The organism is Aeoliella sp. (assembly GCF_965227375.1).
Taxonomy (GTDB): Bacteria; Planctomycetota; Planctomycetia; order Pirellulales; family Lacipirellulaceae; genus Aeoliella.
On the sequence record NZ_CBDDFX010000002.1, the window covers coordinates 982498 to 1005078 of the forward strand.

Annotated in this window: 20 protein-coding genes; 12 read left to right on the forward strand and 8 right to left on the reverse strand. The window is 60.2% G+C overall.

What is annotated here, in order from left to right; translation table 11 throughout:
- Positions 1–304 precede the first annotated feature (304 nt).
- Positions 305–1324 (forward strand): methionyl-tRNA formyltransferase, encoded by a 1020-nt coding sequence (locus tag ACQK2L_RS17060; protein WP_425398237.1) that lies wholly within the window; start codon positions 305–307, stop codon positions 1322–1324.
- 373 nt (positions 1325–1697) lie between these two features.
- Here the strand turns inward: ACQK2L_RS17060 and ACQK2L_RS17065 are convergent, their stop codons facing one another.
- Positions 1698–2657, reverse strand: a complete 960-nt coding sequence (locus tag ACQK2L_RS17065) for a bestrophin family protein (RefSeq protein ID WP_425398238.1) — start codon at positions 2655–2657, stop codon at positions 1698–1700.
- Between the two features lie 126 nt (positions 2658–2783).
- On the opposite strand from ACQK2L_RS17065, the gene ACQK2L_RS17070 reads away from it, so the two are divergent.
- Positions 2784–3191: a hypothetical protein gene (locus tag ACQK2L_RS17070; RefSeq protein WP_425398239.1), complete on the forward strand. Its 408-nt coding sequence runs from the start codon at positions 2784–2786 to the stop codon at positions 3189–3191.
- 15 nt (positions 3192–3206) lie between these two features.
- Complete coding sequence (locus ACQK2L_RS17075) at positions 3207–4268, forward strand: calcium/sodium antiporter (protein WP_425398240.1); 1062 nt, start codon at positions 3207–3209, stop codon at positions 4266–4268.
- 34 nt (positions 4269–4302) lie between these two features.
- Here the strand turns inward: ACQK2L_RS17075 and ACQK2L_RS17080 are convergent, their stop codons facing one another.
- Positions 4303–4998, reverse strand: coding sequence for a PIG-L deacetylase family protein (locus tag ACQK2L_RS17080; protein WP_425398241.1), 696 nt, complete (start codon positions 4996–4998; stop codon positions 4303–4305).
- 203 nt (positions 4999–5201) lie between these two features.
- Here ACQK2L_RS17080 and ACQK2L_RS17085 point away from each other — a divergent pair, with 203 nt between their 5' ends.
- The 4 genes from ACQK2L_RS17085 to ACQK2L_RS17100 all read left to right on the forward strand — a co-directional run bounded on the left by ACQK2L_RS17085 (position 5202) and on the right by ACQK2L_RS17100 (position 8728).
- Complete coding sequence (locus tag ACQK2L_RS17085) at positions 5202–6536, forward strand: dihydroorotase (RefSeq protein ID WP_425398242.1); 1335 nt, start codon at positions 5202–5204, stop codon at positions 6534–6536.
- Between the two features lie 75 nt (positions 6537–6611).
- Entirely contained in the window at positions 6612–7343 is a 732-nt protein-coding gene (locus tag ACQK2L_RS17090) for an SDR family oxidoreductase (RefSeq protein ID WP_425398243.1), read from the forward strand.
- A gap of 99 nt (positions 7344–7442) precedes the next feature.
- Complete coding sequence (locus ACQK2L_RS17095; protein WP_425398244.1) at positions 7443–8018, forward strand: tRNA-(ms[2]io[6]A)-hydroxylase; 576 nt, start codon at positions 7443–7445, stop codon at positions 8016–8018.
- 23 nt (positions 8019–8041) lie between these two features.
- Complete coding sequence (locus ACQK2L_RS17100) at positions 8042–8728, forward strand: DUF1643 domain-containing protein (RefSeq protein WP_425398245.1); 687 nt, start codon at positions 8042–8044, stop codon at positions 8726–8728.
- Here ACQK2L_RS17100 and ACQK2L_RS17105 read toward each other — a convergent pair.
- Both ACQK2L_RS17105 and ACQK2L_RS17110 read right to left on the reverse strand, forming a co-directional pair.
- Positions 8703–9890, reverse strand: coding sequence for a DUF4419 domain-containing protein (locus tag ACQK2L_RS17105; RefSeq protein WP_425398246.1), 1188 nt, complete (start codon positions 9888–9890; stop codon positions 8703–8705). The two genes, ACQK2L_RS17100 and ACQK2L_RS17105, sit on opposite strands and share 26 nt — an antisense overlap.
- A 212-nt stretch (positions 9891–10102) precedes the next feature.
- Complete coding sequence (locus ACQK2L_RS17110) at positions 10103–11446, reverse strand: BNR repeat-containing protein (protein WP_425398247.1); 1344 nt, start codon at positions 11444–11446, stop codon at positions 10103–10105.
- A 544-nt stretch (positions 11447–11990) separates the two neighbouring features.
- Between ACQK2L_RS17110 and ACQK2L_RS17115 the strand changes: the two genes are divergently transcribed.
- The 4 genes from ACQK2L_RS17115 to ACQK2L_RS17130 all read left to right on the forward strand — a co-directional run bounded on the left by ACQK2L_RS17115 (position 11991) and on the right by ACQK2L_RS17130 (position 16164).
- Positions 11991–12878 (forward strand): UDP-2,3-diacylglucosamine diphosphatase, encoded by an 888-nt coding sequence (locus tag ACQK2L_RS17115; RefSeq protein ID WP_425398248.1) that lies wholly within the window; start codon positions 11991–11993, stop codon positions 12876–12878.
- Between the two features lie 600 nt (positions 12879–13478).
- Entirely contained in the window at positions 13479–14762 is a 1284-nt protein-coding gene (locus ACQK2L_RS17120; protein ID WP_425398249.1) for a DUF3419 family protein, read from the forward strand.
- Positions 14737–15432 (forward strand): class I SAM-dependent methyltransferase, encoded by a 696-nt coding sequence (locus ACQK2L_RS17125; protein ID WP_425398250.1) that lies wholly within the window; start codon positions 14737–14739, stop codon positions 15430–15432. The genes ACQK2L_RS17120 and ACQK2L_RS17125 overlap by 26 nt, the downstream gene beginning before the upstream one ends.
- Positions 15433–15570: 138 nt before the next feature.
- On the forward strand, positions 15571–16164 hold the full coding sequence (locus ACQK2L_RS17130; protein ID WP_425398251.1) for an REP-associated tyrosine transposase: 594 nt from the start codon (positions 15571–15573) through the stop codon (positions 16162–16164).
- Positions 16165–16242: 78 nt separating this feature from the next.
- Here the strand turns inward: ACQK2L_RS17130 and ACQK2L_RS17135 are convergent, their stop codons facing one another.
- Complete coding sequence (locus ACQK2L_RS17135; RefSeq protein WP_425398252.1) at positions 16243–17022, reverse strand: hypothetical protein; 780 nt, start codon at positions 17020–17022, stop codon at positions 16243–16245.
- 800 nt (positions 17023–17822) lie between these two features.
- Here ACQK2L_RS17135 and ACQK2L_RS17140 point away from each other — a divergent pair.
- Positions 17823–18932, forward strand: coding sequence for a glycosyltransferase family protein (locus ACQK2L_RS17140; protein ID WP_425398253.1), 1110 nt, complete (start codon positions 17823–17825; stop codon positions 18930–18932).
- Here ACQK2L_RS17140 and ACQK2L_RS17145 read toward each other — a convergent pair.
- From ACQK2L_RS17145 to ACQK2L_RS17155, 3 genes are all read right to left on the reverse strand, one after another.
- A complete protein-coding gene (locus tag ACQK2L_RS17145; protein WP_425398254.1) occupies positions 18887–19783 on the reverse strand; it encodes a polysaccharide deacetylase family protein in 897 nt (298 codons plus the stop codon). The genes ACQK2L_RS17140 and ACQK2L_RS17145 overlap by 46 nt on opposite strands.
- A 22-nt stretch (positions 19784–19805) precedes the next feature.
- Complete coding sequence (locus tag ACQK2L_RS17150) at positions 19806–21893, reverse strand: DPP IV N-terminal domain-containing protein (RefSeq protein WP_425398255.1); 2088 nt, start codon at positions 21891–21893, stop codon at positions 19806–19808.
- 96 nt (positions 21894–21989) lie between these two features.
- Positions 21990–22571: a GNAT family N-acetyltransferase gene (locus ACQK2L_RS17155; RefSeq protein WP_425398256.1), complete on the reverse strand. Its 582-nt coding sequence runs from the start codon at positions 22569–22571 to the stop codon at positions 21990–21992.
- Between the last annotated feature and the right edge of the window lie 10 nt (positions 22572–22581).

The following is a 22581-nucleotide window of genomic DNA, read 5'->3' on the forward strand; positions in this document are numbered from 1 at the left end:
GCTGGCCAGCAGCAAAAAAAGGGTGTGGAAAAGTAGTTTGGACGAGTGGGCCGGGCGGAAAGCCGGTCACTCAAGCGTAGGTCACGTTTTCGCGACGGGGAGCACGGAATCCTCCGCGCCGCTGATTCACTAGGCAGCAGCACGGCGAGTGTGGACAATTCGCCTCACCCAGCACGGAACATGAGGCGCAACGCAAACATGTGGCCGCAGGGAAACACCTTCGAGCAACCGATTGGGCTCCGAATTCTTGCGAATCCGGCTACAATGGGCGGCATTCACTACCGCTCGACCCCGCTAGTCACCCATGCCCAACGCCCCTCGCCTTGTTTTTGCCGGCAGCGTGAACACCTCACGGACCGCGTTGGAGTCGATCATCGACGCCGGCGGCAACCTGGTGGGCGTGCTCGAATTGGCCCCGTCGTCGGCCAAGAACGTCAGTGGTTTTGCCCAGTTGCACGACATTGCCGCGCGGGCCAATGTGCCGGTGGTGCGGTTTGAGAAGATCAACGCACCGGAGGTCGTCGCCGCGATGGAAGCGTGGCAGCCCGACCTGATTTTTGTGGTCGGTTTGTCGCAACTCGTGGCCGACGAGCTGCTCGCCCTGCCCCGCCTGGGCTGCGTCGGATTCCATCCCACGTTGCTTCCTGAAGGGCGTGGCCGCGCTCCGATTGCGTGGCTGGCGCTAGGCCAGGGCCGCGGGGCAGCGACTTTTTTTCTGATGGATGCCGGCGCCGACTCGGGGCCGATTCTGGCGCAGCATCCGTTCGAAGTCGCACCCAACGATTACGCATTCGATATCGAAGAAAAAGTGAACCAGTCGATCCGCGCGGCGCTTGCCGAGTGGCTGCCCCGCCTGAACGCTGGTGAGTGGGATCCTCGCCCGCAAGACCACAGCGCGGCCAGCTATCTCGGCAAACGAACGCCCGCCGATGGGCACATCGACTGGCTCCGTCCGGCCAGTGAGATCGCTCAACTGGTTCGCGCGGCCAGCCGCCCGTTCCCCGGCGCGTATACCTACCTAGGCGATGCAAAACTCATCGCCTGGCAGGCCTCGGTCGTAGAGAATCCAAACATCCTCGGCGTGCCTGGCCGCGTGCTTGAGTTCGACGGTAATTACCCGCTGGTGCAAACCGGCGAAGGCGTGCTGCGTATCGACAAGATGGAGTTGCAGTGCGACGCGCCGGAGCCACCCAAGCTCCGCATCGGTTCGCGACTGGGCTACTCGGCCGAGGACGAAGTGCATCGGTTGCGGAAAAAAGTGGCGCACCTCGAATCGCAGATCGCAGAGATCTGTGAACTAGTGCACCGACGAAATGATGGGTAGTATCGGCGGAAACTACTACCTCTAACGTAGAGCGTATGCACCGCCAGCAAGAGATCTGTTTCGCATGTCCAATACGAACTTTCTTGACCTGCTGACAACGCTTGGACGCGAGACTTGCCAAGTTCTGGGTCCTGTCGTCGGACACGATGACATTGTCCCTAACGACGCTTGTGATCTTTTCATTCCGGTATGCGGAGAGGACTTCGGTGGCGAAAGACTCAGATCCCTTTCACAAAAGGACTTGCAGGCAATCCGCGATTTCGGCCGCCGCTACTTTGAGTGTAGCGAGATCGAAGTCGATCACATTCGCGAAATAGCCTCTCGCACAGCAGCTCACTGGTCGTGACAAATCGGTGATGCTGTCGGAAACGCCCTACAACACCACGCCACCCACCGGCGCCGGTTTCGTGGGCAGGTTGGGGTCGCCGGACATCTCTTTCAGGTTCTCTTCAATCGTCAGGCTGATCGCCGTGAGCGGGGTGTCGCCGGGGCGGTTTTCGAAGGGATCTTCGGCCCGCGTTCCGATCTGTTCCAGCGAAAGGAACACGAAGTTGATCATCAACGACAGCGGGATGTTCCAGATGCCGAGCTGATCGATAAACGCAAACGGCACCAGCGTGCCGTGGATGAACACGAATACCCGGCCGAAGAAGCTGTACGGCCGCGGGAACGGTGTGTTCTTGATTCGTTCGCACATGCCTTGGTGATTGTTGAACTCGTTCAAGGTCTCGTCGAGCCGCACGAAGCGATAGTCCGAAACCCAGCCCATCTCGTAACCCTCCTTCAGGTCGCGTCCCTGCAACATCAGCAGGTAGTTGGGCGGATTCTTTTTTTCCATCACTTCCTGATACTCTTCGGGAGTGATGAAACCTTCTATGTCGCTGTACTCGTTGGGACTCTCCAGCAGTTCCTGGTCGATCTCGTTGTAGGCGTGCCGCTGTCGCAGGAAGACGCGCAGCGCGTGGACGAACGCGATGTGCCGATGGATCATCTTCTGCTGCCACGCGGCCAGCTCATCGCTCACCTGGCCATCCTGGTCCATCGTGAGCGTCAACACTTCTCGGCCCCATGCCCTGCTGTAGTTCACCAGCATGCCCCACACCTTGCGCGCTTCCCACCAGCGGTCGTACGCGGCGTTGTTGTTGAACGCCAGAAAGATGGCCAGCGCCGTACTGAGCGTCGCCACGGCGTCGAACGGCACTGTCAAGTTGTCGATCACGGTGAAGTGGCGGTGCAGCACGAACACGCTCACCGTCAGCACAAGGAAGTACAGCATGCTCTTCCAAGCATAGAAGAAGATGTACTTCCACCTAAGATTCTTCGAGACAATCATCGCAGGGCCCTTGGGTACGCTGACTCGTGACAACCGAGCATGGTATATCGGGTGGAGGGACTTAGCTATGGTCAGCGGGATGGTAGAATACGCGTCAGCCGTTGAAAAGCCCTTGGGCGACGCTCCATGTTATCGCAGTTGAAAATCGCAGAGCAGTTCGCTCGCGCGCTCGACGCCGAGGACTACCAGCAGGCCGAGGTAATGCTAAGCCCGGGCTGCGAATACGTCTGCCGGGGTCGCCGATTCGTCGGGCCGGAGAGCATCATCGACTCGTACCGGCAAAGCGGAGAGGGCGCCAGTCACCAGTTCGACCGCGTCGAGTACGAGAGTAGCTGCGAACTGGTCGGCGAGGATATGGTTCTGATCCGGTTTGTCGACCGCTTGACCAAAGCCGGCCAGAGCTTCACGTTCGAGTGCCAGCAGTTGGTGCAGGTCGACCAGAACGGCCAGATTGTGCGCATCGATCACCAAGATATCCCGGGCGCACGCGAAGCCTTGGAAGAGTTTACGCGGAATACTCGCCAGCGCGAGTAGCAAGGACAACCCATCGTGACAACATTGCAGCTTATTGCCGGCCTGGTGGCATTGATCGTGGGCGCGGAACTGTTGGTTCGCGGGGCGAGCCGACTGGCCGGGGCGATGGGCGTTTCGTCGTTGGTGATCGGGCTGACCGTCGTGGCGTTCGGCACCAGTGCGCCGGAGCTGGCTGTGAGCATCAAAGCGACGCTGGACGGCCAGTCGGGCGTGGCTTTGGGCAACGTGATCGGTAGCAATACGTTCAACGTGCTGTTCATCCTGGGACTCTCGGCCACCATCGCCCCGCTGGTCGTCTCGTCTCAACTGGTGCGGTTGGACGTGCCAGTGATGATCGGCGTGTCGCTGCTCACGATCGCCCTGGCGTGGGACGGAACACTTGGCCGCCTCGATGGGGCGATCCTGTTCAGTGGAATCCTGGTCTACACCGGACTGCTGCTGTACGTCTCCCGGAAGCAGCAGCAGTCGGAGACCGAATCCACCGAAGCTCGCCCACACGGCTTGTTGTGGTCGGGGGTGATCGCGGTGGTGGGTTTCGCGCTGCTGGTGGTGGGTTCGCGACTGCTGGTTACCAGCGCCGTCTCGATTGCCGAGCACTTTGGGGTGAGCAACCTGGTGATCGGACTGACGATCGTAGCGGCCGGCACGTCGCTGCCGGAGGTCGTGACCTCGGTCGTGGCCTCACTGCGCGGCGAGCGCGACATCGCGGTGGGCAACGTGGTCGGCAGCAATATCTTCAACCTGCTATGCGTGCTCGGCGCCACGGCGCTGATAGCGCCCGGCGGCATTCCCATCTCGCCATCGGTGCTGACGTTCGATCTGCCGGTGATGACCGCCGTGGCCGTGGCCTGCCTGCCTATCTTCTTCACCGGCATGACCATTTCCCGCTGGGAGGGTCTGCTGTTGTTGGGCTACTACGTCGCCTACACCACCTACCTGATATTGGCCGCCACAAAGCACGCCGCGCAAGAGTCGTTCGGCACGGCCATGATGTGGTTCGTGATTCCGATCACTGGTGTGACGTTGGTGGTGATGTTTGCACGGGAGTGGCGAGGGAAGCGAAAAGTGGACGAGTGACGCACAGCCGCGTCGGGGAGAGGTGACTCTTACTCTACCCTAAACACTCCGGCGGAGTCGTCATCCGGATGATATGAAACGCTTCTCCGTACCCGAAGCCGGCCTGGCTGCCGCGGAATAGGGCCAGAGCCTTCAAAGCTTCGACGGAGCGTGGTTGGGGAAACTCGTGCACCTGGCTTTCGTAGCAGGCCATCGCTTCGAGTTTGGTCTCGATCGACTCGGTGATGTTGACCACCCAGTTGGGTGTGAAGTTCGGCTCGATGTGCGGGGCATTCCAGTGCGTCTCGCTGATCGTTTCGTAGGCGGCCACTACGCCGATGCCACGGCCCACGCCCACTGGTCGCGAGCAAACCATGGCCGCGTCGAAGATCTGCCGGTGGTCCACGTGGCGATCGGGGTATGGAATCAGCAGCACGTGCGGGCGGACCTGCTCGACCAACTCCATAATGCGGCCGTTGAACTCCGGCACGCGTACGTCGTCCATCAGCGCGGCCGGGTAGTCGAGGAACACCGAACGCTTGGCGCCGACCACCGCGTGCGCCCGATGGGCCTCGGCGACGGTTTGCTCGTGCACGCTCTTGGGATACAACGGAGGCATGTGAGCCGCCACGGTGAGCACGGTGAGCTCGCCCCCCGCGGCCGTGAAACGAGCCATCGTACCGCCAACGCCCAGGATTTCGTCGTCTGGGTGCGGGGCGATAACCAGCATGCGAGCAGGAGAATCGGACATCGAGAAGGTCGCTCCATCGAGGTGAAAGTTGCCAACGCCATTGATGGTACGCTGATCTGGTGGTTTAGCAACTCCCACACGTAGAAGGGTGCCTGGGGTCGAGTGCAACGAGCCCCCAGACGATCGATGAACTGGGGGCTCGCGGAGCTCGTTCCCAGCCACCCCCTCTATGCATATTCAGGAATCCAAAGGAACCCCAAACCTTGCGAACGAAAATCAAAAACGCTCAGGTGGTGCTGCCCGACGGGATCGTGCAGGTCGACGTGATTGTCGACGGTGCGAAGATCGCCGACATCGACGCCGCGTCGCAGATTGCCGCGGATGAAACCATCGACGCGGCCGGGCTGCACCTCATTCCCGGCGTGATCGACGATCAGGTGCACTTTCGCGAGCCGGGGCTGACGCACAAGGAAGACCTCGCGCACGCCTCGCGGGCTTGCGCGAAGGGCGGCGTGACCACGTTTCTCGAGATGCCCAACACCGTGCCGAACGCGATCACGCAGGAGCTTCTGGAAGACAAGCTCCGCCTGGCGGCGGCCAGCTCCATTGTTAATTATGGCTTCTATATCGGCGCGACACCTGAGAACACCGGCGAGCTGAAGCACGCCAGCCGGACGCCGGGGATCAAGATTTTCATCGGCTCGAGTACCGGCGATCTGTTGGTCGACGAGCAAGAGGCGCTGGAGCGGATTTTTGCCGAGACCACGCTACCGCTCACCGCACACTGTGAAGACGAGTCGACCGTCCGCGCAAATCGAGAGCGAATCGGCGCGACTAGCGACGTGGCCGATCATTCGCGGATTCGCGACCATCAGGCGGCCCTGATTGCCACTCGCCGCGCGATGGACCTGGCGGTGCGGCATAAGCATCGGTTCCATGTGCTGCACGTTTCGACGGCCGGCGAGTGCGACCTGTTGGCCGATCACCACAACCTGGTTACCGGCGAGGCCTGCCCGCATCACATTTTCTTTAGTATCGACGACTACCCGCGGCTCGGCACGCTCATTCAGATGAACCCGTCGCTGAAGACCAAAGCGGACAACGCGGCCATCTGGCGGGCGCTCTCGGACGGCCGGCTGCAGGTGATCGCCACCGACCACGCGCCGCACACGCTTGAAGAGAAGCAGCAACCTTACCCGCAGTCGCCCTCGGGCTTGCCGGTGGTGGAAAACTCACTCGCTCTACTGCTCAACGAAGTGAACCGCGGCCGCTGCACCATCGAGCAAGTGGTCCACTGGATGTGCGACGCGCCGGCGCGCGTGTGGGACATCGTCGACAAGGGCCGCATCGCGGTGGGTTACGACGCCGACCTGGTGCTGGTCGACATGAACAAGCGCGATACGGTGCTCAACGAGAACCAACTTACCAAATGCGGTTGGAGTCCCTGGCATGGCGTGCAGCTCACCGGGTGGCCGGTGCGAACTTGGGTGATGGGGAACGAAGTATACCGTGAGGGACAGGTTGTCGCCACGCAGCTTGGCGGCGAAGCCGTGTACGACCACGCCCGCGGCGGCTATTGGGCCACCGCGAATGCTTGAGGCCGTAGCCTGCAGACGCGCTGCAGCGTTAGAATGAGTATCGGCGGAAAGTTCACTCCCTGGAGCTAGAGAAACATGGGATTCAATGTTGAAGGTGCGGTCGCCCTGGTGACCGGCGCCAATCGTGGTATCGGTCGGGCGATTGTCGAAAAGCTCATCGAGGCGGGCGCGGCAAAGGTGTACGCGGCCGTTCGACAGATCGACTCGGCCGATCCGTTGGTCGACGCGCATGGTGCGAAGGTCGTGCCGGTGCGGCTCGACCTGACCGACGCGGATAGCATCACCGCGGCTGCCCAGGAGGCGAACGACGTTCACTTGGTTGTGAACAATGCGGGCATGCTGAAGCAATGCGATCCGCTCTCGCCGGACGCCATCGAGGCGTTCAAGGCCGAGATGGACACCAACGTCTACGGCCTGATGCGCGTTGCGCAAGCGTTCGCGCCGGTGCTGGCGGCCAATGGCGGTGGGGCGTTTGTGCAGCTCAATTCGATCGCCTCACTGCGCACTTTTCCGGCGTTCGCCACTTACTGCGCTTCGAAGGCCGCCGCCTATTCCATCACGCAGGCGCTCAAGATTCAACTCGCCGAGCAGGGCACGCAGGTGCTGAGCGTCCACCCCGGCCCGATCGATACCGATATGGGCGAAGAAGCTGGCCTGAAAGACATCGCCGAGCCGCCGCACCTGGTGGGCCAAGGGATCGTTGCCGCGCTGTCGTCCGGCGATTACCATTTGTTCCCCGACACCATGGCCAAAGACCTCGAAGCCAAATACGCCAGCTTCGCCCAAGCCGTGATCGAGGGCGAGTAGTTAGTTCCCTCTCCCCGTCGCGGGTGAGGGGCGGGGAGAGGGAACGTCGCAAACGTTCCCCACCCCCGCATCGAACTGTAATTCAAGTCCCATCATCGAATGCTCCACCTCAAAACCGAAACAGGCGCCCGCTGGCTCGCGCAAGTCGACTCGAATCTCGACGACATCCTGATCGACCACGCCCATTGCGAAAAGAAAGCGGCCGGCACGGCGCTGAATTTGATGTTCGCCTACGTGGAAGACATCGAACTATGTCGCGAGATGACCGAGATCGTCAATGAGGAACTCGAGCACTTTCACATGGTGATCGAGTTGCTGGATCGCCGCGGAGTGAAGTTCCGCCGCCTCAAACCCTCGGCTTACGGACGCAAGCTGAACGACCTGGTGCGAACCGGCGAGCCCAACAAAGCGGTCGACCGTTTGCTGGTCGCCGGCTTGATCGAAGCCCGTAGCTGCGAGCGGTTTCAGAAACTGGCCGAGCACGTCGAGGACCAGGAGTTGGCCGAGTTCTACCAAAGCCTCTTCGAATCCGAAGCCCGCCACCACACGACGTACACGCGGCTGGCCAAGCACTTCGCGCCGGAAGAGGAAGTGATGACTCGACTGGAGGAACTGTACGACGCCGAAGCGGCGATTATGGAAGTTGGTGAAGAGTTGCCCCGGATGCATAGCTAACGGATCGCAGATCGTTCAAGCACATGGCCAAATTCATCCCCGCTGGCGATCTCAAACGGCATTTCGATGTCACAGGTCACTTCTATACGTTGAGCGTCGATGGGAGCGAGCCGCTCGAGTGCCGCAGCGTGCTGGAGATCATTCACAAAGAGCTGTATCCCCCAGGCGAAGCGGACGCCGTCTTCGTGATGATGAACCCAGGTTCCTCCCAGCCTCTGGTGGAGACGCAGCACGAAATCGACTCCAAGCAAGTCTCGAATTTCAAAGCCACCACGGTTCCAACCAAACCAGACACCACACAGTACCAGGTAATGCGCGTCATGCACTGTTTCGACTGGAAGCATGTCCGCGTGCTTAATCTATCGGACTTGCGCGAACCAAAAAGCCCTCAATTTGCCAAACGCCTGAAGCAGCTGGAACCGCTCGCCTGCGGCGAAGTGCATTCCGTCTTTGCGCCGCAACGAGCGAATGAGCTGCAACGGCAGCTCAGCCGACGCAATGACGGCCCAATCATCTGCGCTTGGGGTGTCGGAGATTTTCTCGATCCGCTCATTCAGCAGGCCGAAGTCGCTCTGGCAAAGGAGCATGGGGTCACAGGACTTCCCAAGCCAGGCGAACCGGGGCGGTATTTTCATCCGTTGCCAACCCTGCAGCGGGATAAAGAGAAATGGGTGACCGAGATGGTCAAGCTGCTAGAGTCTCGTGCATGAGCTGCCTTATTCTGTAGACGTCGGAGTTCGATACACAATCTTCCGCTGCCTTATTCCGATTCTCCAACCACTCGTGATGTTTGGACAGCGGGTCTACCGGCTCCTCATAGACGACTACCCATCCACACTCAGGCTCCACGTCTTGCGTCTCTTCGTCCTGTATCACACCAAGTAGTCCACCTACCAGCCGCATGTCCCTCTTGTCGCCTCCCCAATCCACCTTTAGCGGCACGGAGGTGAAACAAGAGGGAACGGCACCCACTCCAACGCCCTGTGGATCCTTCCAGCGTTCGCGAAAGTGTTGCTCGTCGTCGATCTCCAACCGTTTCCGCCAGTCGGCGAGGTAGGGATTCGGATAGAGGTTTTCGTTGTTGTCCTCAAAGTAGGGGAACAACACGTTGACCCAACCCGTCATCACCGCAGGGCCCGACCCGCTGTGATATCGAAACATCGACTTCCAGAAGTCCACGTCTGCGTTGCCATCTTTTGCAGACTCAAACTGAGCGAGAATCGGATCCAAAGCTTCAATCCACTCTTCCAGTCCATAGTCTGCGAATCGCTGCGCTCGTGAGCGAAGGTTCCGCCAGTCTTCGATGGTTCCTTTTAGTGTGACCTTTGGTATTCCGCATCCGGCTCTCATCTCGTATTCAAAGTAGGCTTTGAATGTGTCCATAGCCATCAGGTGCGAAATCGCGCGTTCAACCGGACCGGTGGTGCTGAAGTTGGCCTCGACCAGTGAAGACAATCCACCAGTATTGTCGGCCAACTTGGTGCTGAACGTCTCAAACACCTCGGGCCAGGGATTATCTTCACCTGGGCGGAAATCTTCTCGCTGAACTACAAGCTTCCTTTTGCCCTCGTGAGTGACGAAGCGATGCCGGAGCTGCTCGGCGTGCTCATTCACGTGCAGCGCGAATCCACGCGCCAGCGTAATCCAGATGGCGTCTGGCGAGAGCCTGAGTGGCATGTGTTGATAAAACGCAATCAGGATGGCTGCAAGCAGAGAGTGGTTGTTATCACAATACACCAGCGGGCTTCTGGGAAGCCAACTGGCCTCGATCGGTCGACGCAACGCGGTTCGCAGAGCACCGATGTAGTCGACCGTCTCCAGCTGCTTTGTCGGCTTTGCCTCAGGCGAGACGTCAAACGTGGTAGCGCTCATCTGAACAAACTCCTCAAGTAAGGGGCTTCACTTCCTCTTCTGGGCAAAGGAAAGTGATACCGAATAGATTTCCCATGGGTCCAAGAGTACTGCTAACCTCCCAGTCGCTTCACCTCAGAGATCAGCCATTTCACAATAAAACGCAGGGCCGCTGCAGAGTGCAAACGAAACTTGCCGTATCCATCTTCAGTGCTGTCCGTATAATCCTCACGCTACGGAAGGTCGCCAGTGGACGAAGCGGCCGAATGGGGTGTGGCCCTGAGCTCATACAACATCAATTTGCTTGGCGCGGGTAGCGGAGGATCGCGAGGGCCGTCTTGGTTGGCTGGCAGCGATTCCCATTGGAGGAAGCAGTGTACTGCCGAGTCGGTTTGCTCACCAACGTCGTGGCTCCGTCGGATTTGCATGTCGGGGAAGGTGCTTTGGACGCGACTCAGTTCGTCGGGATACGCGCGAGGCCTGGAAATGGTCTTCTGTGAGAGCTGTAGCGTCTCTTCGTCGATCACCAGCCTGCCACTACCGTAGTCGCGGTGGCGGTAGCCTAACACGAACACGCCAGGTTGGGCGATCTCTAACCCTCCGATGCGGATTCCAATGAATCCCATTGATCCACCACCACTAAAATGCACGGGCTTGCTCCAGTCGGTGAGCTGTCGCCGTAGCCATCGGTCGTCCTCGAACCGAGCCACGTAGACCTGCATGTTCCCATCGGAGTCTGACTTGTGGTAAGCGACTACGGGGCGATTTTGACTGTCGAAGTTCAGCCTCGCTCCACCATTGATGATTCCACCGCCACTTGGAATCGGGTCTACCCACAGAGATTGGTCACCAAGCTTCATGGGGAGCTCTACCTCCTCGCCACCAACTGACTCCCAATTGAGCAGATCATTGCTCCGCGCGTAGGAGAGGTGATGGTTCGTGGCACAGTCGGGCGTGTCGCGCCAAACCCATAGCAGGTGGAACCGATTGTCCGGCCCGAGTACCGGACCAACGGGGTACGCATTCCGCTCCCCCTCTCCGTCTAGTATCGGTTCGTTGAGCAGACGCGACCAGGTGCGCGTTCTCGTATCGTATTTGTTGTAGATCCGCACTCCTTCGCCGGACCGCCCATCGCGGTAGTTGAACACCAGCCGCCCCAGATGATCCTTAAAAAACATCGGGTACGTAACACTGCTCTCCCGCTCCCCGGTCATGGGGGCTGCCTTGAGCGTGCCAATGTCGCCGGGAGTTTCGGTCCGAAAGTATATTAACTCCGCGCAGTGCATGTTTCCCGATATGTGCAACTGTCCGTCGGAATCTACCGCCATTACGATGCCGTTGTGCGAATCCCAACCTACCTGTGTTGGCAGGAACTGGTACTGCCACTGATCGGAATCTAGCCGCCGAGCGGCAATCTTCATCCTGCGGTCCTGGTCGTAATACGCCACATATTGCTGGTCATGGTGTGTCAGCAAACAGAATCCAACGGGGAATTCAGACAGCGCCAGACCGATTTCCAAAGCTCTCTCCACTTCGAACCGAGATGGTTCGCCTGCCGCCATGGTAGGGGTGAGCATTGCACAGAGGGTCGCTATTCGCAGGACTTGATTCATAGAACTCATTACCACTCTGATGGACTCCAAAGATTGGATCTGCATGATAAGTGCTGCGCCGGGATCGCAATCGGCCTGCAACGCAATTGTCGCTCCAAAATACCCTCTTCACCAGCCGGCAGAAGCACACAGGGAATCTCGTCTCCATCGCCATGAAACTCCTTGGGGGTTGCAACTCACCTGTTGCCATCACATTACCCAAGATCCCCCCGCTCCCGTCGAATTCCCCAAAAACGCAGGGCCGCTGCAAAACGCATGCGAAACTTACCGCAACCGCGGCGGTTCGGCTGTCCATGGCCCACGGAATTGCTATAATGTGCGGGATTCTGCTAGCACTTAACCGAAACTGAACCATAGTTTAACCAAGTTCCCACCTCCGGTTAGTCAAACCACAACGAACCGAACAGATACTTCCTCTAGAGATGAGGAGCTGTCCGGTTCGCCATGCGGGGTCGGTCGTATGGAAGCGTCCGCCGCGGCGAACGCACCCGTTTGTGAGGGAAACGAAGTGACCACTCGCCCCAACATCGCTGGCAACAAGCTCAACGTCGGGATGCTCCCGGCGCAAGGTCTCCGGCGTACGCCGCCCGCTGCCCAGCCGGTTCGTTCGCTGTTCGCGAGCGACGTCCACCTCGGCTCGAAACACACGCAGGCCGAAGCATTCCTGGAGCTGATTGAACGCTACGAACCCGAGTATCTTTACATCGTTGGCGACTTTATCGACGGCTGGAAGCTGAAGCGTCGTTGGCGGTGGAAGCCTTGCTACGACCAGATCCTGCACCGGTTGATGACGCTCAAGCGGTGCGGCACCAAACTGTATTACGCCCCTGGAAATCACGACGAATTCCTGCGCAACTTCATCGCGGACTATGGCATCGTCGACATGCGGAACGAGTTTGTCCACCAGGCGGCCGACGGGCGTCGCTACCTGGTGACGCACGGCGACAAGTTCGACAAGGTCGAGCAGTCGATGCCGTGGCTCAGCCTGATCGGTGCGTACGCTTACGACCTGCTGCTCTCGGCCAACTACTGGCTCAACTGGGCTCGTGGCAAGAAGCACAATCGCTACGCCTTCTGCGGCATGATCAAGCGCAACGTCAAGCGTCTCGTGAAGCATGTGAGCGACTTCGAAGGCCAACTGATCGAAGCGGCCGCCGAGCAACGCTGCTTCGGCATCATCTGCGGGCACATCCATACGCCCCGCATCATGCAACTCGACAACCTCGCCTATCTGAACACGGGCGACTGGGTCGAGAACTGCACCGCCCTGGTGGAGTACGACGACGGCAGCTTCGAGCTGAACCGCGCCGACGGCCGCATCCTGGCTCAACTGCCGGCCGCTAAGGTCGAAACGCCCGAGCCGGACGAATCGACGGCCGGTGTCTTGATTGCGTAGGTTCAGGCTGACGGGGCCAGTCGAAAAGATATCCGTCGCGGATCTGCGCGGATTGAAGCTGATTAGCGCGGATCCGGTTCTGCTACGGTGGCGCTGTCCGCAGGTTCTGGGGCTGTACCACGCGGAGAACACCCGCGCTTGAATGCCAAGATTCCAAGCCGCGAAGAGAAGTCCTTATAGAGGATCGAGGCGGTGGAAATGTCGCTTGTATCAGCGAATATCCGCTTCAATAGGCGTGATTCCGCGACCAACTGTGTAGAAGGCATGTTTTGCGCCGGAGCTACATGCCAAAAGCCCCCAGTTTAACGTTTTTTGCTCCAATTCCAGGCCTTCGGTCCGCGCCGACCCTTGCAATTTGCAGGTAAAACGGGGACCATAACGCGATTGGTGAACACACCATGAGGGTGTCGATGCGTACGGCTTCCCAGCGTTTGAAGCTGTGGATAGTCGCCTGGCGGGAAAATCTCCATACGAACCAGCACGATCATCGGTCGCCGGCGGCAGTGCACAGAAGCCGCGAGGTTGGCCACCGCCGTCGGCGGATAAGCCCCCGATCGCCCCCCTCGCCTGCCCCCCTACCATCAGGCCACAGGAACATGCATGCTCGCCGCCACACTAAGCCGAGCCGTCTTTAATTTCACGCACGGCAAGAACCTCGTTTACAACACTTGCTGGGAAGATCCGAAGCTCGATCGCGTCGCACTCAAGCTGGGCCCCACCGATCGACTGCTGGTGATCACCTCCGCGGGCTGCAACGCCCTGGATTACGCGCTGGACGAACTCGAGCGGATCGACACGGTCGACGTGAATCCGCGCCAGAACGCCCTCTTGGAACTCAAACTGGCGGGCATCCGCCAACTCGACTACGAGACGTTCTTCGAGATGTTCGGCCGCGGCCGTTTGGCCGACTGGGACACCGTGTACCGCGATTCGCTTCGCGAATCGTTGCCCCACGCGGCCCGCGAGTATTGGGACAAGAACGGCAAGTTCTTCTACGGCAAAGGTCGTCGCCCGAGCTTCTACTTCCGCGGCTCGGCGGGCTTCTTTGCCTGGAGCATGAACGTCTACATCAACCGCATCGCCCGCATCCGCCCGCAGATCGAACGGCTGCTCGAAGCGCAAACGCTCGAAGAGCAACAGAAGATCTACTACGACGAAGTGAAGTCGGCCTTCTGGGGATCGAAGATCGAATTCCTGTTGCGCCGCGACGCCACGCTGTCGCTACTCGGCGTGCCCAGGGCGCAGCGGCGTCAGCTCGAGAAGTTCTATCCCGGCGGCATCGCCAAGTTCATCGAAGACCGCCTCGACGCGGTGTTCACGAAACTGCCGCTCAAGGACAACTACTTCTGGCGCGTGTACCTAACGGGTGAGTACACCCATGAGTGCTGCCCCGAGTACCTTCGCGAGCAGAACTTCGCGCGACTCAAGGGCGGATTGGTCGATCGCATTCACACGCACACCACCACGATCCTCGACTACCTCGAGTCGACCGAACAGACCTATTCGCGGTACGTGCTGTTGGATCACATGGACTGGCTGGCCGAGCACCATGCCGACATCTTGCAGCGGCAGTGGCAGGCGATCGTGGATCATGCCGACGATCGTGCGATCCTGCTGTGGCGCAGTGCGGCCCTGGAGGTTGAGTTCATCAACTCCATCGAGGTCGGGCTCAACGACGAGACGCACTCGCTGGGCGAGCTGCTGGAATACAACAACGAGTTGGCCGACGAACTGCACGCCCAGGACCGGGTGAACACATACGGCAGCTTCGACATCGCCACGCTTCACAAGACGTCACCCTACGCCGCGTCGGACGACAACAATGAGCGCACTGGGTCAACTGAAGACTCTGTATCACATGGTTCTCTCGCCCATTCGGGGTGAGTCGCACCAACAACGCCTCGATAGCTTTTACGCCGGGCAAGCAGAACACTACGACGCCACGCGGCAAAAAATGCTGCACGGGCGCGACGAGTTGTTCGCCGATCTCCCTGCGCCCGAGGGTGGTGTGTGGGTCGATCTGGGCTGCGGCACCGCGCGCAATGTGGAAGCGTGGGAAGGCCGCCAAGAGACGTTCCGCCAGGCGACGCTGGTGGACTTGAGCGAATCGCTGCTGGCGGTGGCCCAAAAGCGCGTGGACGACAAAGGCTGGCAAAACATCGAGCTTCGCCACGCCGACGCCACGACGGTGGACATCGAGCCGGGCTCCGTCGACGTGCTGACGTTCTGTTACTCGCTGACGATGATCCCCAACTGGTACGACGCGGTGGACCACGCCCTCACGCTCTTAAAGCCCGGCGGTACGATTGGTGTGGTCGATTTCTACGTGGCCAAGAAGTACCCCACCGAAGGCCGCGAGAAACACTCCTGGTTCCGCCGCACCTTCTGGCCCATCTGGTTCGCCAACGACAACGTCTTCCCCAACCCGGACTTGCTGCCATACCTCGAACGAAGGTTCGAGACGGTGAGCGTGAACGAACACGCCGGCAAGATCATGATGATCCCGATGCTCAGGATTCCGTACTTTCGGTTCGTGGGTCGGAAGCGGGGGTAGTTTGTAGGGTGTAGGATGGGTCAAGGAGCCTAAGCGACGCGGACCCATCATGGCAAATCAGCAATGCAATTCATGATGGGTCCGCGCGAGCTGCGACTCGCTTGACCCATCCTACGGCTTATCAAAGGGGGCAAAAAAATGCCCAACTACCGGCGACGATACGTCCCGGGAGGAACGTATTTCTTCACGGCAGTGACGCACGAGCGGCGGCAGTTGTTTCTCCATGAATCGGCTCGGCGTTTACTCCGATGCGCGATTGAGACGGTCCAAGAGTCTTATCCGTTTCACATGTTCGCCGTTTGTCTTCTCCCGGATCACTTGCACTGTGTGTGGACCCTTCCGGAGGGTGACACCAACTACTCCATGCGGTGGCGACGCATTAAAGACGAATTCACAACGCAGTGGGTAGCTCGACGTGGCGAGGAGGGAATTCGGTCTGAGTCCCGGCTTGCCAAGAAGGAACGCGGAATCTGGCAACGCCGGTACTGGGAGCATGCTGTGGTTGACGAAGACGACTTGAAACGCTGCGTAGACTACATCCACTGGAACCCTCGAAAGCACGGACTTGTTGAGAACGTGAAAGACTGGACGTGGTCCTCGTTCCATCGTTTCGTCGCAGCCGGAGAGTACGAGGCAGATTGGGGGCGTGCCAATCCCACCCCGGATTGGGATGATCCCGAATGGGGGGGAGTAAGGAAGCGAGATAGACGTAGGATGGGTCAAGGAGCCTAAGCGACGCGGACCCATCATGGCATATCGGCAACGCAATTCATGATGGGTCCACGCGAGCTGAGACTCGCTTGACCCATCCTACGATGCAACCATTGGTACGCTCATGCCGCACCCAAGGCACTTTACGGTACCGAAGAGCATTCGCACTTGTCGCTCGGTTGACGCATGCCCCGAAGATTCCGCGAGTCCCAGAATTTGTTCTAACAGCTGTTCGTCTTCGAACTCTAGGTCCTCATCGGGAGTAACCGCGGAGAGGTCGGATGGGACCACATCAATGGGGATGATCCTTTCCACTACGCGTTCTCCAGTCGCGTGAGTAGTCTCGATCGCTTGCCTAGGACCACCATCGTGCCAGAAAACCTCTCCCTGAGTATCACATTGGGCGCACTGGAAACCAACACTATGACCACAGCACCAACGATCCAAGGTCTCCCCAAGCGACCATTGGCCGGACAGGTTGAGCAGAGCCGATATCAGCAGTACCGCGTAGGTCTCTGAAACTTGTCCGGCAATCAAGCGATCAAGGATCAGTTGACGGGCTTCCTCCTGCGCATCTTCCCAATCTTCTTCAATCCAGTCAGGTACTTCTGGGCCGCCGCGTGCAATGCGGCCGACTTGGTATAGCATTGCATCGGACTGTTCTCCCGGCCCAATGTCCTCAGCACAAGCAACCAGATGAGACGCCGCAGCGTAAGCTGCTTGATAGACGTCGCCCTGATGGAGGATCTCGTTTACCAATTCATCCCACACGAGTTCCCAGTCGTCGGTCCATAGCTTATTCAGCATTGGTGGCAGGTCGGTGGCGACGCCGTAAGCGTGGCGAAGACGAGCCCAGTCGGGGGAGTCAAGAGGTGGCATAAAGTTCAAAAACGCGCACGCTGTGGGATTTCAAGTACTGTCTGAATTGCTTGCACTTAGACGTCTCAGACGAGAATGCTCTACAGAGTGAGCTAGCGCCCGTGTCTGTGATTCTTCAAGATAGGCACGCAATCGCCTCTCCTGGTGGTAGCGGTTCGCAGGCCCTTGAAGCCAGGGTGATCCAATGGCTCCCAGCGTGAGCAACACCAACAGGGCGCGCATTGGATACTGAAACCGCCAGCGTGTCATGTATGGCAACATCTAGTCGCTCCGTAGGAGTTTTGCACCATGTGACCATTCTAGGGCGAATGGTAGTACGCTGCTGAACTTTCTCCAAAATCGCCTCTGTAAGAATATCGCCGTTGAACCGCCGAGGTGGGGTGGTCTAATGGTGGTGGGACAATCCGTTCGTACTAACCACCGTACTTCTGTAAGGCCGAGTCGGCTCGTGCTACTGGTGCGCGCTGGCCGCGGTGACGTCTTCTTCGTAAGTTCTTCCCTCGAGTTTTGTCCCCTTGGGTCACAACCAGGGGACAAAACTCAGGGTCGCTCGCCAGGGAAATCCGTCGTAAGTTGCTTGCAAGAAAGGGGTTATAGTAAGTCTCGGCTCGCGTCGGTGTGGAGTTTTGGGCCAATGGATCGATATCGGGGGGATTGGGACAAAACGGACAAAACGCCGGCGGGGCCGACTAGGTTCGCGACACTGCCGAGCCTGGCGATCCGCTGGTAAGATTGGCGCGAAAGTCGGGAGCCTGCTTCCCGGTAACGCCTGCCCTCGCCGTAAACCACCGCACCTACGCATGTCTACCATCTTCTACAGCATCATGGGCGAAGGCCGCGGGCACGCCGCGAGGGCGCGGACCATAGTCGAGGAGATGCGCGCCCGGCATCGCATTGTGTTGTTCACTTCGCACGACGCGCTGGAGTTCCTTGGCAAGCAGTATGACGACGCGACCGACGTGGAGGTCCGCGAGATTCCGGGGCTCAAGTTTCATTACAGCGAGAAGAAGCTCAACCTGATTAAGACGATCAATCACGGGCTCGGCATGTGGTGGAACAAGGAGAAGCTGATTGCACCGCTGGCCGAGGTGATACGCAACGAAAAGCCGGACCTGGTGATCAGCGACTTCGAACCGCTGGTAGCTCGAGCGGCGCACCGCGCGGGGGTGCCGGTGTTGAGTTTCGACCATCAGCACTTCCTCGTGGCGTACGACTTGTCGTCGCTGCCGTCGCGTTTGCAGTGGTGGGCCAAGAGCATGAGCGTGGCGGTGTGGATGTTCGGTATCGGGCAGCAGAAGACCGTGGTGAGCGCGTTCTACAAACCGCCGCTCCGCCGGGGTTTCGAGGATGTGGTGCAGGTCGGCCCGCTGTTGCGGCCGACGATCCGCAACCGCGAGACGACGACCGGCGATTTTGTGCTGAGCTACCTCCGCCGGCAAACGCCGGAGCGAGTAGTCGACATGCTGGCGGACCTGGGCGTGCCGATTCGCATTTACGGTTTGGGGCCGCGAGAGGCGCGTGGCTCGGCCGAGTTCTGCGAAATCGACGAGGATACGTTCACCGACGCGTTGCTGAACTGTAGCGCGGTGATCGCCGCCTCAGGCAATCAACTGTGCGGCGAGGCGTTGCATCTGGGCAAACCGTTCTTCGCGATTCCCGAAGGCAAGCACTTCGAGCAGTGCATCAACGCCAGCTTCGTCAAGGAACTCGGTGCCGGCGATTGGGCGGCGGTCGAGGAGGTAAAGCGCGAGCAGTTCGAGAAGTTCCTGGCCGACAAGGAGAAGTACCGCCAGAACCTAGCCGGCCGACGCGAAGAGTTCGACGGCACGCCAGAGGCCGTGGCGGCGATTGAGGAGATGCTAGGTCAGTCGGAGACTTCGGCGACTTCCGCAAGCGTCGTGACGCGGTAGCCTTCGGCCGCGAGCGCCGGCAGGATGCTGTTGAGCACTTCGACGGTTCGGGTGCCGCGAGCACCGCCGTCGTGCAGAACGATGATCGATCCGGGCCTTACGCGGGCGCGGACGAAGCGGGCGGAGAAGTCGGTCGACGATTGGTGGCTGTCCCACGGATAGACGGAACCGAGCACAAGCTGGAGCTGCTCGTCCTCGGCGGTGCGAGCCATCGACGAAGTAAACAACCCGCCGCCGGGACGAAGCCACGGTACGGAGGCGAACTCGGCGAGTCGCTCCTCGGCCTGCTGTACGTCGGCGGCGAACTCGCCCTGCGACATCCGCCAACCGGGGCGGTCGCGGGTTTGGTGGTTGCCGAGTTCGTGCTCGGCGGCGATGCGCTCGATCACCGCGCGCGACGCTTCGTCGTCCGCGATGGTGTCGGTCATGACGAAGAATGTTGCTTTGGCAGAGTGCGAGTTGAGGACGTCGAGGATGCGAGCCGTCGTGTTGGGATCGATGGCGTCGTCGATGGTGAGCGCGACGACCTTTTGATCCGTGTCGAACTGGAACCGCGCGGAGGAAAAGTGATCGACCACCGAGAGCAACCAGAAAGGAGGGAACACCACCACGAGAAACAGAGCAGCCGCGAGACCCGCGACGGCGACGAGCAATCTGCGCCACCACGCGTAGCGACTGAAGACCAGCCAACCCGCGCCGAACAAGAGCGACCAACCGGCGAGCGAACCGATGCCCAGCAGGCTGGAGCGCAGCGCCCAGTCGCCACCTAGACCGCATACGGCGGCCAGGAATCGCAGCCCACTGGCGGCGAGCAGCGCGGCGGCGACGTAGCCGAGCGAACGAGCGATCATCGTACCCCCTGCGATGGTCCGCCTACTTGGCGAGCGACTCGGCCTTGGTGTCGAGGAACTTCGGCTCGTCGGCGCCGAGGTGTTCGATCAGGAAGTCGCGTTTGCGTCGGTCGACGTAGGGCGTGAACGTGTTGTGGCCGCGGCCGGGGACGACCAGCAGGTCGAAGTCCTTCTCGGCTTTCACCAGTGCGTTCACCACCTGCATGGTCGACGCGGGATCGACGTTTTTGTCGACCTCGCCGACGATCAGAAACAGCTTGCCGCTGAGGCGGTGGGCGTTAGTGACGTTCGACTGCTCGGCGTAGTGCGGGCCGATGGGCCAACCCATCCAGAGTTCGTTCCACCAGATTTTATCCATGCGATTGTCGTGACAACCACAACTGGAGACCGCCACCTTATAGAATTCGCCATGCCACAGCAGGGCGCCCATCGCGCTCTGCGCACCAGCGGAGTGCCCCATCACGCCGACGCGCGAAAGATCGAGCTGCGGGTACTGCTGGGCCGCGGCTTGCATCCAGAGCTTGCGGTCCGGCAGCCCGGCGTCGGCCAGGTTTTGGTGACACACATCGTGAAACGCCTTCGAGCGATGCGAAGTGCCCAGCCCGTCGATCCGTACCACAATGAACCCAAGCTCCGCCATGCGCTGCTCGTTATGAATCAGATAGAACCGCTTCGGTACGAACGCTCCCTGCGGCCCAGCGTACAGGTCCTCGATCACGGGATACTGGCGATTGGGGTCGAAGTCGGTGGGGCGGAAAATCACTCCGTAGATGTCGGTCTCTCCGTCGCGGGCTTTGGCGACGAACCGCTCCGGCGGCCGCCAGCCGAGGTCCTTGAGCGCACCGAGGTCCGACTCGGTGAGCTTCGTCACGAGACTGCCGTCCGAGGCGCGGCGCAACTCGGTAACCGGCGGCAGGTCGACGCGCGAGTAGCTGTCGATCAGCAGATCGCCATTGGGCGAGTACTGCACGCGGTGCGTTCCATCGCCTTCGGTCAGCTTCACCAGGTTTTCGCCATCGAACCCCACGCGGCAGTAGTGCACGTAGTAGGGATCCTGCTCGGGATAGATGCCGCCGGCGCGGAACCAGATCTCACGCTTCTCAGGGTCGACGTGCTCCACGCCGCGGACGATCCACTCGCCGGTGGTGATCTGATTCTTCACCTCGCCGGTGTTCATGTCGATGAGGTACAGGTGGTTCCAACCGTCGCGCTCCGACATCCAGATCAGCTCGGCCGTGTCATCCAGGTAGTAAGCAAAGTGCTTGTGGGCGTAGTCGATGAACGTTGGTTGGTGCTCGTCGACGAGTGTCTGAACTTCGCCGGTTTTCGCGTCGACCTTGATCACGCGAGCGACCTGGTGGCCGCGCTGGTTGTAGTAGAAGATGAAGTAGCGGCTCTCAGGATTCCATCGCAACTCGTCGATCGCCCACGGGTTGTCGAACAGTTCGTTGGAGACTTCGATCTCCGGCTCGTCGCCCACCGCGAACAACCGCGGCCGGCGGAGCGCGATCTCGTCGCCTGGCTTCAGGTAGTGGTACGAGTCGAGCTTCGGTTGCAACTGGTCGTCGGGCGACGACTCCACCAGGTACACGCGGCGGTCGCCTTCGGCCTTGGTCTGCATGGCGACGAACCGTGTAGAGTCGGGCGACCAGTAGACGCGGGCGTCGTAGCCGTGCCCTTTGACGCCGTCGGTGGTCTTTTGTACTTCTTCGTCGGTCTCGCGGTTGATGAGCCAAAGGTTGTGATCGCGCACGGCGACGCGCCACCGCTCATCGGGCGAGGTCCGCGTCGGCCGGGCGTGGCGCTGGCGGGCGTTGGGCCGCCAAGGCTCGGCGTTCTGTTTGGGCAGTTCGTCGGGCTTCTCGGCTTCCACGTTCGTTCCTTCGGCAGCGTTCACCAGCATCCGGATCGGCTTCTCTCCGGCGCGCGGCGCGTCGTACCAGAATTCGTTGGGCGAGATCCAATGCGGAGTGACTTCGGCGCTCGACCACTTGCCGCGGAACCGCTCGTCGATGCGGTGCGCGGCCGATTGATCGAAGGCTTGCAGCACGCTGGCGGGAAGCAACATCCACAGCGCGAAGCTAGCGCTGGCGAGACGGAAAGGGAACATAGGCGACACAACCACAGGCAGGAACATGAGCGGGGGAGCCACCCATTGTACCCACCCGCCGCCTCACGGGACCACCGTGCCGCTTCTAGCTATCCGCTAGTAGCCGGGACCCCGCAGGTCGATCGTTCCGCTGGGCCACTCACGGCCGGAACCGGGGTAGCGGACGATGTGATCGTCCTTGAACGGCGAGCGACTCGGATCGTCCGACGTCGAGTCGATGATCTGGTTGTCGACCAGCAAGCAGCCAAAGCGATCGTAGAACTTCTTGGCAAGCTGGCTGGTTTGAAACAGCGAGAACGGAACGCGGCCTTCGTCGACCCATCGCCACGCTTCGCGAACCAGGTACTCCCCAATCCGCTGGCCGCGATAGTCGGGGTCGGTGCAGACCGAGCCGAGGGCGGAGATCATCATGTCGCCTGTGGTGGTGCCCACGGTGCGAATGAAGGCCGATGCGTGGCCGATGACCTTGTCGCCGTCGCGAATGAGGATCGAACGACTTTCGAGCCCCGCCGGCACGGTCGCGTCGCCGCGGTCTGTTTGCAGCACGTCGGCCCGGGTCTCCGGCGTTACGCCCAGCTTGGGCCAGACACGGACCAGCAACTCGCCGATCGCCACGGCGTCGGCGCGTGTCATTTCGCTGCTGCGAATGGTCTCGAGTTGTGGTGGGTGGTCCGACATCGTGTGAGAG

What these genes read in the sequence shown, in the direction of transcription:
- ACQK2L_RS17130 (WP_425398251.1), top strand. Translation starts at nt 15,571, where the DNA reads ATGCCCAACTACCGGCGACGATACGTCCCGGGAGGAACGTATTTCTTC.
- ACQK2L_RS17155 (WP_425398256.1), bottom strand. Translation starts at nt 22,571, where the DNA reads ATGTCGGACCACCCACCACAACTCGAGACCATTCGCAGCAGCGAAATG.
- ACQK2L_RS17095 (WP_425398244.1), top strand. Translation starts at nt 7,443, where the DNA reads ATGCTCCACCTCAAAACCGAAACAGGCGCCCGCTGGCTCGCGCAAGTC.
- ACQK2L_RS17140 (WP_425398253.1), top strand. Translation starts at nt 17,823, where the DNA reads ATGTCTACCATCTTCTACAGCATCATGGGCGAAGGCCGCGGGCACGCC.
- ACQK2L_RS17080 (WP_425398241.1), bottom strand. Translation starts at nt 4,998, where the DNA reads ATGTCCGATTCTCCTGCTCGCATGCTGGTTATCGCCCCGCACCCAGAC.
- ACQK2L_RS17145 (WP_425398254.1), bottom strand. Translation starts at nt 19,783, where the DNA reads ATGATCGCTCGTTCGCTCGGCTACGTCGCCGCCGCGCTGCTCGCCGCC.
- ACQK2L_RS17110 (WP_425398247.1), bottom strand. Translation starts at nt 11,446, where the DNA reads ATGCTCACCCCTACCATGGCGGCAGGCGAACCATCTCGGTTCGAAGTG.
- ACQK2L_RS17100 (WP_425398245.1), top strand. Translation starts at nt 8,042, where the DNA reads ATGGCCAAATTCATCCCCGCTGGCGATCTCAAACGGCATTTCGATGTC.
- ACQK2L_RS17125 (WP_425398250.1), top strand. Translation starts at nt 14,737, where the DNA reads ATGGTTCTCTCGCCCATTCGGGGTGAGTCGCACCAACAACGCCTCGAT.
- ACQK2L_RS17120 (WP_425398249.1), top strand. Translation starts at nt 13,479, where the DNA reads ATGCTCGCCGCCACACTAAGCCGAGCCGTCTTTAATTTCACGCACGGC.
- ACQK2L_RS17150 (WP_425398255.1), bottom strand. Translation starts at nt 21,893, where the DNA reads ATGTTCCCTTTCCGTCTCGCCAGCGCTAGCTTCGCGCTGTGGATGTTG.
- ACQK2L_RS17090 (WP_425398243.1), top strand. Translation starts at nt 6,612, where the DNA reads ATGGGATTCAATGTTGAAGGTGCGGTCGCCCTGGTGACCGGCGCCAAT.
- ACQK2L_RS17070 (WP_425398239.1), top strand. Translation starts at nt 2,784, where the DNA reads ATGTTATCGCAGTTGAAAATCGCAGAGCAGTTCGCTCGCGCGCTCGAC.
- ACQK2L_RS17065 (WP_425398238.1), bottom strand. Translation starts at nt 2,657, where the DNA reads ATGATTGTCTCGAAGAATCTTAGGTGGAAGTACATCTTCTTCTATGCT.
- ACQK2L_RS17060 (WP_425398237.1), top strand. Translation starts at nt 305, where the DNA reads ATGCCCAACGCCCCTCGCCTTGTTTTTGCCGGCAGCGTGAACACCTCA.
- ACQK2L_RS17135 (WP_425398252.1), bottom strand. Translation starts at nt 17,022, where the DNA reads ATGCCACCTCTTGACTCCCCCGACTGGGCTCGTCTTCGCCACGCTTAC.
- ACQK2L_RS17105 (WP_425398246.1), bottom strand. Translation starts at nt 9,890, where the DNA reads ATGAGCGCTACCACGTTTGACGTCTCGCCTGAGGCAAAGCCGACAAAG.